Annotated in this window: 13 protein-coding genes; 4 read left to right on the top strand and 9 right to left on the bottom strand. The window is 61.4% G+C overall.

The window, feature by feature from the left end; genetic code table 11:
* Window positions 1–6: 6 nt before the first annotated feature.
* Genes ureC through AR689_RS13535 form a run of 3 tightly spaced genes read right to left on the bottom strand, consistent with a single transcriptional unit; the run spans window position 7 to window position 2413 of the window.
* A complete protein-coding gene (ureC, locus tag AR689_RS13545; RefSeq protein WP_062070941.1) occupies window positions 7–1737 on the bottom strand; it encodes an urease subunit alpha in 1731 nt (576 codons plus the stop codon).
* Complete coding sequence (locus tag AR689_RS13540) at window positions 1734–2102, bottom strand: urease subunit beta (RefSeq protein WP_062070939.1); 369 nt, start codon at window positions 2100–2102, stop codon at window positions 1734–1736. The genes ureC and AR689_RS13540 overlap by 4 nt, the downstream gene beginning before the upstream one ends.
* A gap of 8 nt (window positions 2103–2110) precedes the next feature.
* Window positions 2111–2413: an urease subunit gamma gene (locus AR689_RS13535; RefSeq protein ID WP_024819047.1), complete on the bottom strand. Its 303-nt coding sequence runs from the start codon at window positions 2411–2413 to the stop codon at window positions 2111–2113.
* A gap of 197 nt (window positions 2414–2610) precedes the next feature.
* Here AR689_RS13535 and AR689_RS13530 point away from each other — a divergent pair, with 197 nt between their 5' ends.
* Window positions 2611–3132 (top strand): flavin reductase family protein, encoded by a 522-nt coding sequence (locus AR689_RS13530; RefSeq protein ID WP_062070937.1) that lies wholly within the window; start codon window positions 2611–2613, stop codon window positions 3130–3132.
* Window positions 3133–3622: 490 nt separating this feature from the next.
* A complete protein-coding gene (locus AR689_RS13525) occupies window positions 3623–4378 on the top strand; it encodes an AfsR/SARP family transcriptional regulator (protein ID WP_062070935.1) in 756 nt (251 codons plus the stop codon).
* 16 nt (window positions 4379–4394) lie between these two features.
* Here AR689_RS13525 and AR689_RS23340 read toward each other — a convergent pair whose 3' ends face one another.
* From AR689_RS23340 to AR689_RS13495, 5 genes are all read right to left on the bottom strand, one after another.
* Window positions 4395–5762 carry a caspase family protein gene (locus AR689_RS23340; RefSeq protein ID WP_197412880.1) on the bottom strand — a complete coding sequence of 456 codons (1368 nt, stop codon included), beginning with the start codon at window positions 5760–5762 and terminating at the stop codon, window positions 4395–4397.
* Between the two features lies 1 nt (window position 5763).
* Window positions 5764–7053 (bottom strand): hypothetical protein, encoded by a 1290-nt coding sequence (locus AR689_RS13510; protein WP_156424602.1) that lies wholly within the window; start codon window positions 7051–7053, stop codon window positions 5764–5766.
* Window positions 7054–7257: 204 nt separating this feature from the next.
* Window positions 7258–8358, bottom strand: coding sequence for a D-TA family PLP-dependent enzyme (locus AR689_RS13505; RefSeq protein ID WP_062070927.1), 1101 nt, complete (start codon window positions 8356–8358; stop codon window positions 7258–7260).
* A 34-nt stretch (window positions 8359–8392) separates the two neighbouring features.
* On the bottom strand, window positions 8393–9397 hold the full coding sequence (locus tag AR689_RS13500) for a LacI family DNA-binding transcriptional regulator (RefSeq protein ID WP_062070926.1): 1005 nt from the start codon (window positions 9395–9397) through the stop codon (window positions 8393–8395).
* A 61-nt stretch (window positions 9398–9458) separates the two neighbouring features.
* The gene (locus AR689_RS13495; protein ID WP_062070924.1) at window positions 9459–9872 is read right to left on the bottom strand and encodes a RidA family protein; all 414 of its coding nucleotides are present in this window, start codon (window positions 9870–9872) and stop codon (window positions 9459–9461) included.
* A 152-nt stretch (window positions 9873–10024) separates the two neighbouring features.
* On the opposite strand from AR689_RS13495, the gene AR689_RS13490 reads away from it, so the two are divergent.
* Window positions 10025–10402: a hypothetical protein gene (locus AR689_RS13490; protein ID WP_062070922.1), complete on the top strand. Its 378-nt coding sequence runs from the start codon at window positions 10025–10027 to the stop codon at window positions 10400–10402.
* Here the strand turns inward: AR689_RS13490 and arfA are convergent.
* On the bottom strand, window positions 10399–11925 hold the full coding sequence (gene arfA, locus AR689_RS13485; RefSeq protein WP_062070919.1) for an arabinosylfuranosidase ArfA: 1527 nt from the start codon (window positions 11923–11925) through the stop codon (window positions 10399–10401). The genes AR689_RS13490 and arfA overlap by 4 nt on opposite strands.
* A gap of 121 nt (window positions 11926–12046) precedes the next feature.
* On the opposite strand from arfA, the gene AR689_RS13480 reads away from it, so the two are divergent.
* Entirely contained in the window at window positions 12047–12646 is a 600-nt protein-coding gene (locus tag AR689_RS13480) for a class I SAM-dependent methyltransferase (RefSeq protein ID WP_062070917.1), read from the top strand.
* The last annotated feature ends 162 nt before the right edge of the window (window positions 12647–12808 follow it).

The raw sequence follows: 12808 nt of genomic DNA, 5'->3' as shown, positions 1-12808 counted from the left end.
TGGCTCCTAGAAGAGGAAGTAGCGCTGGGCCATGGGCAGCACGTCGGAGGGCTGGGAGGTGACTTCGACGCCGTCGACTGTCACTTTGTATGTTTCGGGGTCGACGGCGATGTCGGGGGTTTCGCCGTTGTATTTGAGGTCCGCTTTGCTGAGGTTGCGGATGCCGGTGACGGGTTTGATGATGCGTTCGAGGCCGAGCTCGGCGGGTACTCCGGCGTCGATGGCGGCTTGGGACAGGAAGGTGATGGACGTCTGCTGGAGTGCCTTGCCGTAGGTTGCGAACATGGGCCGCATGGTGCGGGGCTGGGGGGTGGGGATGGAGGCGTTGGAGTCTCCCATGAGCGCGTAGGCGATTTGCCCGCCTTTGATGACGAGCTCGGGTTTCACACCGAAGAAGGCGGGGTCCCAGAGGACGAGGTCAGCGAATTTTCCTTCTTCCACGGAGCCGATGACGTCTGCCATGCCTTGGGCGATGGCGGGGTTGATGGTGTATTTGGCTACGTAGCGCTTGAGCCGGAAGTTGTCGGATTCGGCGGATCCGTGGGTGGTTCCGGATGGATCCTTCAGGACGCCTCGCTGCCGTTTCATGGCGTCGGCTACCTGCCAGGTGCGGGTGACCACTTCGCCTACCCTGCCCATGGCCTGGGAGTCGGAGGAGGTGATGGCGAAGATTCCGAGGTCGTGCAGCACGTCTTCGGCGGCGATGGTTTCGGCGCGGATGCGGGAGTCGGCGAAGGCCACGTCTTCGGGGATGTCCGGGTTGAGGTGGTGGCAGACCATGAGCATGTCCAGGTGCTCTTCGATGGTGTTTTTGGTGTAGGGCAGCGTGGGGTTGGTGGATGCGGGGAGTACGTTGGGCAGCCCGGCGATTTTGATGATGTCCGGGGCGTGGCCTCCGCCTGCGCCTTCGGTGTGGAACGTGTGGATGACGCGGCCGTCGATCGCGCGGATGGTGTCTTCCACGAAGCCGCACTCGTTGAGGGTGTCCGTGTGGATGGCTACTTGGATGTCGTATTCGTCGGCAACGCGCAGGGACATGTCAATGGAGGACGTGGTGGAGCCCCAGTCCTCATGGACTTTGAGTCCGACGGCACCGGCGCGGATCTGTTCTGCGAGGGGTTCGACGGCGGATGCGTGTCCTTTGCCGAACAGTCCGATGTTGATGGGGAGCCCTTCGGCAGCTTGGAGCATCCGTGAGATGTGCCAGGCGCCGGGCGTGATGGTGGTGGCTTTGGTGCCTTCGGCTGGGCCGGTGCCGCCGCCAACCATCGTGGTGATGCCATTGCAGAGCGCCGCCGGGACCTGCTCCGGGGAGATGAAGTGGATGTGGGTATCGATGCCGCCGGCTGTGAGGATTTTCCGTTCACCCGCGATGATTTCCGTGCTGGCGCCGATCACGATGTCCACGCCGTCGGTGATCTGCGGGTTGCCTGCCTTGCCGATCTTGAAGATGTGGCCGTTCCTGAGGGCAACGTCCGCTTTGTAGATACCCGTGTAGTCCAGGACCACCACGTTGGTGATCACGGTGTCCGGGATGTCTTCCGCGCGGGTGAGTTGACCGTTTTGCCCCATGCCGTCGCGGATGACTTTGCCGCCGCCGAACACCACTTCTTCGCCGTACACCGTGTAGTCCTTCTCGATTTCGAGGAACAGCTCGGTGTCGGCAAGGCGGATGGCGTCACCGGTGGTCGGCCCGTACAGTTCGGCGTACTGCTTGCGGGGAATTTCGAAGCTCACTGGTGGTCCCTTTCCGCTGCGACGCCCGGGCGGGGTTCCCCGTCTACGGACGTTCCGCCGTCGAGCTTTCCGTTCACTGCGTTACTGAGCCCAAAGACTTCGCGCGCACCGGCAATCGCAATCAGCTGGACCGTTTTGCGGTCTCCGGGTTCGAAGCGGGCAGCTGTGCCCGCGGGAATGTCCAGGCGGCGGCCGAAGGCAGCTTCGCGATCGAATTCCAAGGCCCGGTTGGCCTCGGCAAAGTGGTAGTGCGAACCAACCTGCACGGGCCGGTCACCGCGGTTCACTACCTCGACGGCGGTTGCCTCACGGCCGCTGTTGCACGCGACGGATCCTGGCTGGAGCATGTATTCACCGGGGATCATGGGGGCTCCTATCGGATGGGGTTGTGGACGGTGACGAGCTTGGTGCCGTCAGGAAAAGTGGCCTCGATCTGGACGTCGTGGATCATCTCAGGAACGCCTTCCATCACATCTTCGCGGCGGAGGAGGGTGGTTCCGTAGCTCATGAGTTCGGCAACGGAACGGCCGTCGCGGGCACCTTCGATGAGCTCGTAGCTGATGATCGCCACAGCTTCGGGGTAGTTCAGTTTGAGCCCTCGCCCTTGACGGCGCCGGGCGAGGTCCGCGGCCACCACGATCATGAGTTTCTCCTGCTCACGGGGCAAAAGATGCATGGTTACTCCTTGGACGCCGGCACCTGGACAGATTGTGTTCAGCGTAGGGAGCGGAAGTTTCGGCTACGTTTCCAAATCATCTCAACGAGGGGTCAATTTCTCAGGAATTGACCTCAACCATTGTTGAGGTTCTAACATCGATGAGGTGTGCCCTGCCCAGGGCCGCCGTCCCTCCCCAGTCCCATGAAAGTGCGTTGATGACCTACCCCAAGCCCCTGCCACCCGAACCAGTCGGCGAGCTTTTCAGAGCCGCGTTTCGCGCCCATCCGGCAGGAGTCTCCATTGTCACCGCAGCAGGACCGGAGGGCGCGGTGGGGCTGACGGCCTCCTCAGTGGCATCGGTGGCAGTGGATCCGCCCACTCTGGCGTTCTCTGTGACCAGCGGCCGCTCGGCTTCCCACATCGCGGCCGCGCAAACAATTGTGGTCCACCTCGTCGGCGCCGATCAGCTGGATCTCGCGCGGACCTTCGCGGACCCAACAGCCGAGCGCTTCACCGCCGCCATGGACTGGGAAGTGCTGCCCACAGGCGAGCCCCTGCTGAGGGAAGCCGCTTGGGCGCTGCGCTGCGAGATCATCCACCGGGCACCGTTGGGCGGCTCAGTGCTACTGGCAGCGAGGGTATTGGACATCCGGGCCAACCCGTCCGGTTCAGCTCCGCTGGTTTACCACAACCGGGAATTTCATACGCTGCTGGAGGGCGCTCCTTTGCTGGGGTAAGCGTTGTACCGAGAGCATCGAATCGATTAATTAACTCTTGATTTTCGGTCATTCGACGGACAATATGCACTTACGAACTGTAAAGAGTCGGCCTTGAAAGCAGTTCCAATGCGGGGCTAAGCGCCATTGGAACTGCTGCAGATACCGACTTAACCGTGGATGACCTGGGGGGCCTCCGCTCCAAAGGAATGCTTCTTCGCCAATCTGGGAGGCCATTTCATAGAGGCAACCGAGCATTGGTTTCTTGGGTATCCAGGACCCTGTCATCGTTGACTTTGGCTGATCGGCGCCGGGATTGGGAGCGCGTTCAATCACAAAGGAACCGAATTAATGCTGTTCCTGGCTCCCCAGCAATGTTGAGAGTACTCACCGCTGCCCACTGAAGCCGCGGCGTGCGCAGAATCCATGACACGGTCATGGCGACGACGGTGCCAGGTTTCCGCTTCTGAAGCGATTCCGCCGGCCATGATTCAGAGGGGGCTGAACGGTTTTGGCGTTTGACGTACGCGCAAGGCTCAAACTGCGGCTTCTCGGTCACTGGGATCTGAAGGACAATAACCAATCCATCGAGTTTCCTCATCGCGTGCAACGAGTGATTGCCTTGGCGGCGATTACGGATCGGGCGCCGAGGAACTATATCGCAGAGTTACTTTGGCCCGAGGGCGGTCCGGGGCAGGCTCTAACGAACCTGCGGGTCAACATCTGCCACATCAGGAGACGCGCTCCCGATCTTTTACGTCCATCCATGGACGCAGTCATTCTTAATCCCAATCTGATCGTCGATGCAACGTTTATGGACGACGTTCTGAGGTCAGTCGAATGCAGTAACGATCTTGCTACTCTTACGGCCAATCTGGAATTCCTGACACATGCCGACTTGCTTCCGACCTGGTGCGAGACGTGGTTGGTCCGGGAGCAGGAGTCATTTCGACAAAGTAAGCTACGGGGCCTGGAAAAGCTTGCCGGAAGATTTATTGAAATCGGCGACGCGGACTTGGCTGTTGATGCGGCGCAAGCTGCAGTAGATACTGAGCCCCTCAGTGAGCGGGGCTATTGCTTGCTCATGCGTGCCCATGTGCTGGCCGGCAATCGGGCGCTGGCACTCCAGGCCTACGAGCGGGCCTACGAAACGCTCCGGCAGTCCCTGGATGTGGAACCGTCAATCCCTCTTCAGCAGATCATGCTCGATGTGCGGTCCCGCGGACCAGCAGCGCCACCCAACCGGCGCGTAGCTGGTCTCGCGTAAACCCGTCATAATCGCGTCAGGAAAACGGTGTCTTGCTCGGAAGGGTGGTTTGATCCGCGCCAAAAGCAAGGAGTTCCGGGGTTTGGGTGGGTCCCATTCGTCCACGGATTTGACGGTGAAAATCAATATACGAGCCTGTGAACAGTCCGTTGTTCCATACGGATTTCAGAGTGGTTGTGAACACTCCGTTGCCACCCACTTCCTGCGAAAGCTGGGAGTCTTGACACCCCGACATCAGTAGTCCATTTGCCTTGACTGGACCGGCACGGCCCGACCGTGCCGACGATTGAAGGCGTGAGTACAAGGCGGAGTGCTTGACCACCACAAGTTGGTTTACGGCCAACGGCATTTCCCGGGTCGTGACTATGCGGTTTTTGGCGGAGAGTGAGTCCCTCGAGTTCCCTCGTGTCCCTTGGCCTGGAAACCTGCGGGCACTCACGGATACCGGCCCGGAAACACGGTTCAGGGAGATATCCCGGCGTAGGGAAGAGCGGTTTGGGGTCCCATTCCAACCGTAGCCATACCGGAGCATCTTGGACCACGCTGCCATGGCGTTTGCAGACTTCGCTTGGTCCTTGGCGACTGCCACCGATCGTGCACCGGCAACAGCGACGGGGGTTGGGAACTCCGCGTCTCTGGCATCGCCGGAAGCAGCAACCTCGGAATAGAACAGTTGCTTTCTTTCAGCATGATCAACTTGGGATTGCGCATATAGGCCTCGAGTTACTGTCCCGCTGTGGCAACTGTCCGAGAAAACAATGATGTCGACGCCCGGGCTAAAGCCTGCAAAGGCAACCTCCAACTCATCGTCAATCAGCATCCGATCCCAAAGAACCCACGTCTCATCCTGCTGATCCTCCTCGACATCGCCGTTGACGTTGGGAACTTGTCCCCCATGCCCGGCGTAGGTTAAGAGGAAAGCATCCCCGGCCGTCAACCTTCCGGCCACTGAGGCGATCGCCGACAGAACATTGTCCGCCGTCGCGTTCCGGGTAAACAACTGCGAAGACTCGAATCCCTGCGCGTCGGCGATGTGGTTCATTGTGTTGGCGTCGTTCTCGCAGCCGTTGAGTTTCCCGTCCCATCCTTCGTATTGGTTCGGGTCCACGCCGTTGAGCCCCAAGTGGAGAGAAACCAGCCGTCGTTTCCCCGTTCCTTCTTGGCCTGGCTGGGACGCGCCATCATCAATGCCCAAAGCCGCCCGAGTCTTAGGACCGACTATTCCATCCGCTGCCAAACCGTGGTCTTGTTGAAAGCGGATGACGGCTGCACGAGTACGAGAACCAAAAATGCCATCGACCTGCACCACATAGCCGAGGGCTACGAGTCGTCGCTGCAAATCCTGGACATCCTCGCCCTTTGAGCCCCACTGTAAATCACGCATGTCAGCCCGCGAACCAATAGAAGTGCAAACGCTGGCCGGCGAACTGAGCCAATTCGCTTCCAGAGATCTTGTAAGCCCCATCAGCTTTGGAAAGAACCACGTTTCCGGCCGCCGCCAATTGCTGGGACGACAGCCTTATTGTTGCCGTGCGGTTGTCTCCGCCGACCTCAATGCTGCTGACCAAACTGTCGTCTCCGGCGCGTACTTCCAGCCCTTTCCACCAACTCTTGTGCGGAGGAATCTCCAGGACGAGCTCGAAGCTATTCGAATCCTCAATAGCTGTCGGTTCGAGCAAGGCGATGCAATCACCACCTGGCAGCCGTTGGGAACTCAGGAAATCGTCCAGAGGAATGGCGCCGTCCGGTGACGGATCACCCCGTTTCGATCCGGCATCCAGAGCCGCAAAAATCTCTGGCAGGGCAGATTGCACGGAGGTAACTACCGCAGCAATTGCTGGTCCCCAGAATCGCCGTGAGGTCTCCGGATCGACCATGATGGGGTTGATGGTGCCAGAGTCGGCGTCACGGTCGAAAGTATCCAGATATTGAGTTGCCTTCTTGATCGCCCACGGAAGCTCGTTGGCCGCAACGCTGACGACCTTGCCGATCACGTTTCCCCAGAAACGTTCCATTGCTTCATCGTCAGCTGGTCCTGAGATCCCGCGCCCTTGGCGCTCCTGGATATCGGTAGCGAGAGCGTCCACCAGGACAGGCACACTTTCATTGAGAACGTGGGCGACGATTTCTTCCAGTTGGGCCTGATCGGTTTCAATCTGCTGGGCCAATTGCACTGCTCCGAGGTAGCCACTCTCAGTATCGACTTCGCGTATCTGCCCGCCCACGAAAGACCCGGCTTTAGCACCAAGTGCTCCACCGACGGGTCCGCCCAGCCAACCGCCCAGAGCGCCCCCAGCCGCAGGCAACGCCACCTGCGCACCTGCTTTGAGCACCGAAGTGGCCTTCTGCGTCACGAACTTTTTGACTGAAGAGAACCAACTCCGGTACTGCTCCTCTGAGAGTTCAACGAACGAACCCTCTGCACCGGCGCCTTCATCCTGATCGTCCCCTTGTCCGGCTGAGTCCTCGGCCTCCATCGTGGGTTCTGCGGGCACAGGTTCGGCCGGCTTGGCTTCGGCGGGGCCGCGGGTACCCTGACCGCCGGTTTTGGGAGAGTTCGATCTCTCCCCTCCAGGACGGGCTTCAACAGCTTCCGCTGTCATCTCGTCGCTCGCTTCGGCAGGAACCGACTCGGCCCCTCCCCGGGTCGCGTCTTCTGTTCGACTTGCAGTCATGCGCGGTGGCGTTCGCCGCGGAGCATTGGCATTGAGAACCACGATAACTCCTAGATTCATGACGAATATGCCGGTCCAGAGCCGGCTATTCGTGCCCTTCTGGTCTGCCACCTCGGCAGAGGCGGTCCACCCAATAGACACCTCGAAGGGTTAAAGCACCGCTAAGCAATCGCTAAGAAATCGTTCATCCCCGGCTGCCCACGGTCAGCTATTCCGGCCCCGAGCCGCAACGCTCCACTGCTCCACCACTGCCCCGCCACGCACCGCAGTGACTTCGTCCACGAGGTTCATAGTGAGGCACACATGGTTGGGTATGACCCGGAGTCGGGTGCCCAAGGGCGGCAACTCCGAGGCTTCCGGCCAAACAACAGTGGCGTGGTGTTCGGACAGCGCAGTCACCGTGGCTTCGGGGTACTCGGGAAGCCTTCCGTATCCGGTGGCCCAGTCAGGGCGGTCGCTGCCCAGGATCTTGCTGCCGGCGTCCACAACTACCCGGCGCACGTTACCACCACGGGCTTCGTGCCTGCTGACCACTGTGGCTGCCACGCTTAATGCGATGTCGTCCCAGCTGCAGCGTTCGAGTTCCAGTTGCTGGGCGTCGCCGAACACGTAGACGCCGGGACGCAGCTCGGTTGCCACCGTTTCGCCGTCAATCAGTGCCGTCGGCGTGGAGCCTCCGCTGATGGTGGTGACTTCGAAGCCTGCCGATGTCAGCGCCGTGGCAGCGAGGCCAAGTGCCTCATTCTCGTTGCTCGCCGCGCCAGTGGGCATGCCGGGCTTGTAGCTGTGGCCGGGGAACGTGAAGACACCCTGCACGCTCAGTCCGGCGGCAGCCGCTGCTTCGGCAACATCCACCACCTCGTCCGGCAGCACGCCACTACGGTGGTGTCCGCTGTCCACTTCGATCAGTACCTCAATACTTCCGGCATCCGCACCGAGTTGGCCACCCATCGCCGTCGCACTTTCCACCGAGTCCACTCCGACCGCGAGCCGGCACTGTGCCGCCAAGGCGCGAAGACGTTTCGCGTGCGGCGCTTCCACCCAGAGCGGGTAGGCGACAAATATGTCTTTCACGCCGTCCGCGGCGAACACCTCGGCCTCGCCGATGGTGGCCACAGTGATGCCCACGGCCCCCGCCGCGAGCTGTTTGCGCGCAATCTCCAGCGTCTTGTGGGTCTTCACATGCGGTCGGATCCGAAGCCCTCGCCCCTGCATGCTGGACGCCATCCGTTCGATGTTCCCATCCAGGACATCGACGTCGATCAGGACGGCAGGGGTGATGACTTCAGCGGGGATCACGTTCATTCATAGAAGACTAACGTCCAGGACACTGAAGGCCCTATGGCGCTGACTGCCTGACCCGCAGTTCGAACGCCGCCTCGGGCCGCTGGACAGTAGGCACCGCGTCTTTGCTTTCAATCCGTTGGATCAGAAGTTCGACGGCGCGCTCCGCAATTTCCGCCCGTCCCGGTGCCACCGTGGTCAACGACGGCGAAGCAAACCGCGACTCATCAAGGTCGTCGAATCCGGCAACGGCGATCTCCTCCGGCACTTTCCGGCCACGGAGCAGGAGTTCGTGCATCGCCCCCAACGCCAGGGCATCATTGAGCCCGAAAACAGCGTCGAACTCCACGCCGCTGTCCAGCAACCTCGCGGTTGCGTCAGCACCGCCGTCGCGCCGCCAATCGCACGGAATCACCAACGCGGGGTCATACGCCATGCCAGCGGCAGCGAGCGCAGCCTTGTACCCCTCAAGGCGCAGTCCGTTGCTGCCTGTAGTGTCGCCGTCGTGCGCGCCCAAAACTGCTATTCGACGGCGGCCGCCAGCCAGCAAGTGCGCGGTAACGGCTGCGGCGGCTTCCTTGTTTTGGATGAGGACCATGTCCAGGCGGGGGTCCTGCACAAACTCGCCGAGGAGGACCAGCGGTTTCCTCCCGGCAGCGGCGATGATCTGCTCGGCGTCGATCGCCAGCGGGATGAACAAGAGGCCGTCGGTGAGGCTGCGGAACTGTCCCTGGAGTACAGCCTTCTCGTGCTCGGCCTCGTTGCCGGACTGCTCCACCAGGACCCTGTAACCGCGGGACAACGCTGCCTTCATGATGTCCGACGCCAGCTCGGCGTAATAGGGGATGGAGAGATCGGCCAGGACCAACCCGAGCATGCTGGTCTTCCCGGACCGGAGGCTGCGGGCCGTCAGGTTGGTTTCGTAGCCCAGCTCGTCAATGGCATCAAGAACGCGCTGCTTGGTGGCTGGCCGAATGAACTCGTAATTGTTGATGACGTTGGAGACTGTCTTCAAGGACACTCCTGCCGCGCGTGCGACGTCGTTCATGGTCACGGCCATGCAGATGCTCCTTTACCTTGTAATGCGTCCGGGCTGGGTACATCGTTGCAGATGTGGCCGTTTATGCCGGGTCCATCACGGCGGCGACGGCCTCGATTTCCACCAGCTGGTGGTCGTAACCGAGGACGGTGACGCCCATGAGGGTACTCGGCACATCGTGCTCCCCAAATGCGGCACGGACCACCTCCCACGCTGTGACCAGGTCTGCCTGCCGGGCCGAGGCCACAAGAACGCGCGTGGAAACCACGTCCCCAATGCCAGCTCCGGCGGCGTCCAGGGCAAGCAGCATGTTTTCAACGGACTTTTCCGCCTGGGCTTTGTAGTCGCCGATGCCCGCGGTGGTCCCATCGTGGTTCAGCGGACAGGATCCCGCCAGGAAGATCAACCGGGCTTCGGCTGGAGCGGTCGCCGCATAAGCGTACTGAGCTGCTGAGCTGAGCCGGTCGGAGCGAATAAGGGTCACTGCACTGGGCATGGGCTTCCTTCGTTTGTCGGGTTGAGTACATCCCATCACGGGCAGCTGCCCTGCCACCCGTCACATGGCGCTCATCCCCGTGCAACGCGCCCGCAACAAACATGCGAAATGCTGGGTCCCATGGACGAAACAACCAGCGGAGGGGAGCAGACATGAGCATTGCAAACAGGGATCTTTTCCAGGCGCTGAAGACACAGGCCAGCTTGGCGCAGGCGTTCGGCACCCTGCCCGGCAGCCAGGACGAGCCACACGCGCTGAAGCCAGGCGAATACATCGAGGCATGGCACAACGGCCGCCTCTACCACCGGGGCACGGTGGTCAAGACCGTGGCGGGTACCGACCTCTTTTGGCTCCAGGACGAAACCGGCAGCCGGCGCCTGCTGGATATGGAATCGATGGAAATTGTCACAGGCGAGGCGGAACCGGCCCCGGCACCCGCAACACAGGCACCGGAGCCAACCCTGTCAGCCACTGTCACACCGATTTCTGCGTACCCCATGTTCCACGACGGTTCGCAGGCAATCGCCTAGGAGTTCAGTTCAAGGCGGATCATGCTCCAGCTCACGGCCGGAAGTTCGGCGGTGAGCCGGCCGCCGTCGAGCTTTACACTGACGTTCTCGGCGGGCAGGACCGACGTCGAATCGTCAGCCGTGGCTTGCCAGTATGGATCCTTGTTCGTGTAGGTCACGGCCTCGATGACTTTGCTTGCGTTGAGGCTTCCGACGGCGGCATCCAGCGTCAGGGCGTCCGTCGCCGCACGGTTAACGGCGAAGACCACGGCCTGGTTGGCTTCGGCGTCGATCGTCGCCACAGCTGACAGTGCCATGAAGCCTGGCGTCTTTTCACCGTCCAGTAGCGGGGACTCCACTGCGAGGTTCAGCACCGCGCCTGAGGCATGCTGCGAGGTGAGCGCGAACGGGTGGAACGTGGTCTGCTTCCAGGCCCGGCCACCCGGCTCCGTCATGATCGGCGCTATGACGTTGACCAGCTGTGCCAGGCTCGCGGAGTGGACGCGGTCCGTGTTGCGCAGCAGCGTAATGAGGAGATCTCCCACCACCACTGCGTCCGCCACCGTGTAGCGGTCCTCCAGCAGCACCGGGGCCACGGGCCAGTCGTCCCCCGTGGGCGCCTTGGACTCGTCGCGGGACATGTGCCATACGTTCCACTCATCAAAGGAAATGTTGACCTGCTTCCCGGACTTGGTGGCCGACTTCACGTGATCGATATGTGAAACCAGATCCTTGATGAAGGCCTCCATCCGGTGCCCGGCGGACAAGTGCTCCTGCAGGTCCCCGAAATCCTCGAAGTACTGATGCGCAGAAATCAGGTCCACCAGTTCATAGGTCTCAGTGAGGACCACCCGCTCCCATTCGCCAAAGGTGGGCATGGTGGGGGCCGAGCTCCCGCAGGCAACGAGCTCCAGATCCGGGTTGACCATCCGCATGGCTCGGGCCGTCTCCGCCGCGACCCTCGCGTATTCGCCCGCCTTCTTGTGGCCGATCTGCCAGAAGCCGTCCATCTCGTTCCCGAGGCACCACATTTTGATGTTGTGAGGCTCGACGGCGCCATTCGCCTTGCGCTGTTCGGACAGGGCCGTTCCACCCTTGATGTTGGAGTATTCCAGAAGGTCCAAGGCCTCCTGCGTGCCCCTGGTGCCCAGGTTGACGGCCATCATGGGTTCGACGCCGGCCTTCTCGGACCACTTGGCGAACTCGTCCACACCCACCAGGTTGGGGTCGCTGGAGTGCCAGGCGAGGTCGAGCCGGGTGGGGCGGTCTTCCTTGGGTCCCACTCCATCTTCCCAGCGGTAACCCGAGACGAAGTTGCCGCCCGGGTAACGGACCGTGGAGACGCCGAGTTCCTTGGTGAGCTCAAGGACGTCGGTGCGGAACCCGTCCTCGTCTGCTTTGGGGTGCTCAGGCTCGAAGATGCCCGTGTACACGCAGCGGCCGAGGTGCTCCACGAAGGCGCCGAAGGTCTTTCTCCTAAAGGGGCCCACGACGAACGCGGGGTCAATGGTGATTTTGGCCGTGGGGTTTTCTTGGTTTCCCAAAGGGTGGGTCCTTGTCTGCTGGTTATTGCGGGTTTCTACAACGTTATAGAAACCATGCTGACGTTACGCAGGGGTGGGAGTCAAGGGTTTTCTTTCCAAGGCAGCCTCTAGGCTGAATCCCATGTCATCCGAAGTTGTGCGAGCCGCGTATTCCGCGCGTGCAGCCGAGTACACCTCGCTGTTCGGAGCCATCAGCAGCACCCATCCGGCAGATCAGCAGCTCGTTCTTGAGTGGGCCGGCGGCCTGTCCGGCAAAGTGTTGGACGCTGGCTGCGGGCCCGGGCAGTGGACTAACTTCCTGCACTCCGCCGGGATTGACGCCCAAGGAGTGGATGTAGTTCCGGAGTTCATCGAGACTGCCAGGCAGCACTACCCCGAGGTTCAGTTCTCTGTCGAGTCCCTTGAAACGCTGCCCACAGCGAGCCAATCGCTTGCGGGAATCCTCGCGTGGTACTCGGTGATCCACACTCCCCCGGCCACCATCGGCGGGGTTATGGACGAGTTTGCCCGATGCCTCAAACCCGGCGGCAGCCTCCTGATTGGTTTCTTCGATGGCCCGGCGGGTGAGTCATTCCCGCATGCAGTGACTCCCGCCTACTTTTGGTCAGTGGAGGAAATGTCGGCCCGGCTTCTGAAAGCCGGTTTCGTGGTGGTGAGCACGCACTCTCGTGTCGACCCCGGAGCCCGCCCCCACGCGGCAATCGTCGCCCGGCGCAGCTAACTATGAGGGTGGGGCCCGTGGGAAACTCTCATTCTTCCCCTACCAGTCAGGTCAGTCCGGCAGCCGGGCATGGGGGTGGTGCTGGCGTACCGATCCGTCCACCGCGCTATGCGGTTTTCCTTTTTTGCTCATGTCAGTGTCCCAGTAAGTTTCTGTAGAGCA

This window comes from Arthrobacter sp. EpRS71, from assembly GCF_001512285.1.
GTDB lineage: Bacteria > Actinomycetota > Actinomycetes > Actinomycetales > Micrococcaceae > Arthrobacter.
The sequence above is the reverse complement of the archived record's forward strand: the minus strand, read 5'-3'. Positions and strand labels throughout refer to the sequence as shown.

Coding starts and splice junctions, on each gene's coding strand:
- AR689_RS13510 (WP_156424602.1), bottom strand. CDS start 7,053: ATGACTGCAAGTCGAACAGAAGACGCGACCCGGGGAGGGGCCGAGTCG.
- AR689_RS13505 (WP_062070927.1), bottom strand. CDS start 8,358: ATGAACGTGATCCCCGCTGAAGTCATCACCCCTGCCGTCCTGATCGAC.
- AR689_RS13495 (WP_062070924.1), bottom strand. CDS start 9,872: ATGCCCAGTGCAGTGACCCTTATTCGCTCCGACCGGCTCAGCTCAGCA.
- AR689_RS13490 (WP_062070922.1), top strand. CDS start 10,025: ATGAGCATTGCAAACAGGGATCTTTTCCAGGCGCTGAAGACACAGGCC.
- AR689_RS23340 (WP_197412880.1), bottom strand. CDS start 5,762: ATGCGTGATTTACAGTGGGGCTCAAAGGGCGAGGATGTCCAGGATTTG.
- AR689_RS13500 (WP_062070926.1), bottom strand. CDS start 9,397: ATGGCCGTGACCATGAACGACGTCGCACGCGCGGCAGGAGTGTCCTTG.
- AR689_RS13540 (WP_062070939.1), bottom strand. CDS start 2,102: ATGATCCCCGGTGAATACATGCTCCAGCCAGGATCCGTCGCGTGCAAC.
- AR689_RS13530 (WP_062070937.1), top strand. CDS start 2,611: ATGACCTACCCCAAGCCCCTGCCACCCGAACCAGTCGGCGAGCTTTTC.
- AR689_RS13535 (WP_024819047.1), bottom strand. CDS start 2,413: ATGCATCTTTTGCCCCGTGAGCAGGAGAAACTCATGATCGTGGTGGCC.
- AR689_RS13480 (WP_062070917.1), top strand. CDS start 12,047: ATGTCATCCGAAGTTGTGCGAGCCGCGTATTCCGCGCGTGCAGCCGAG.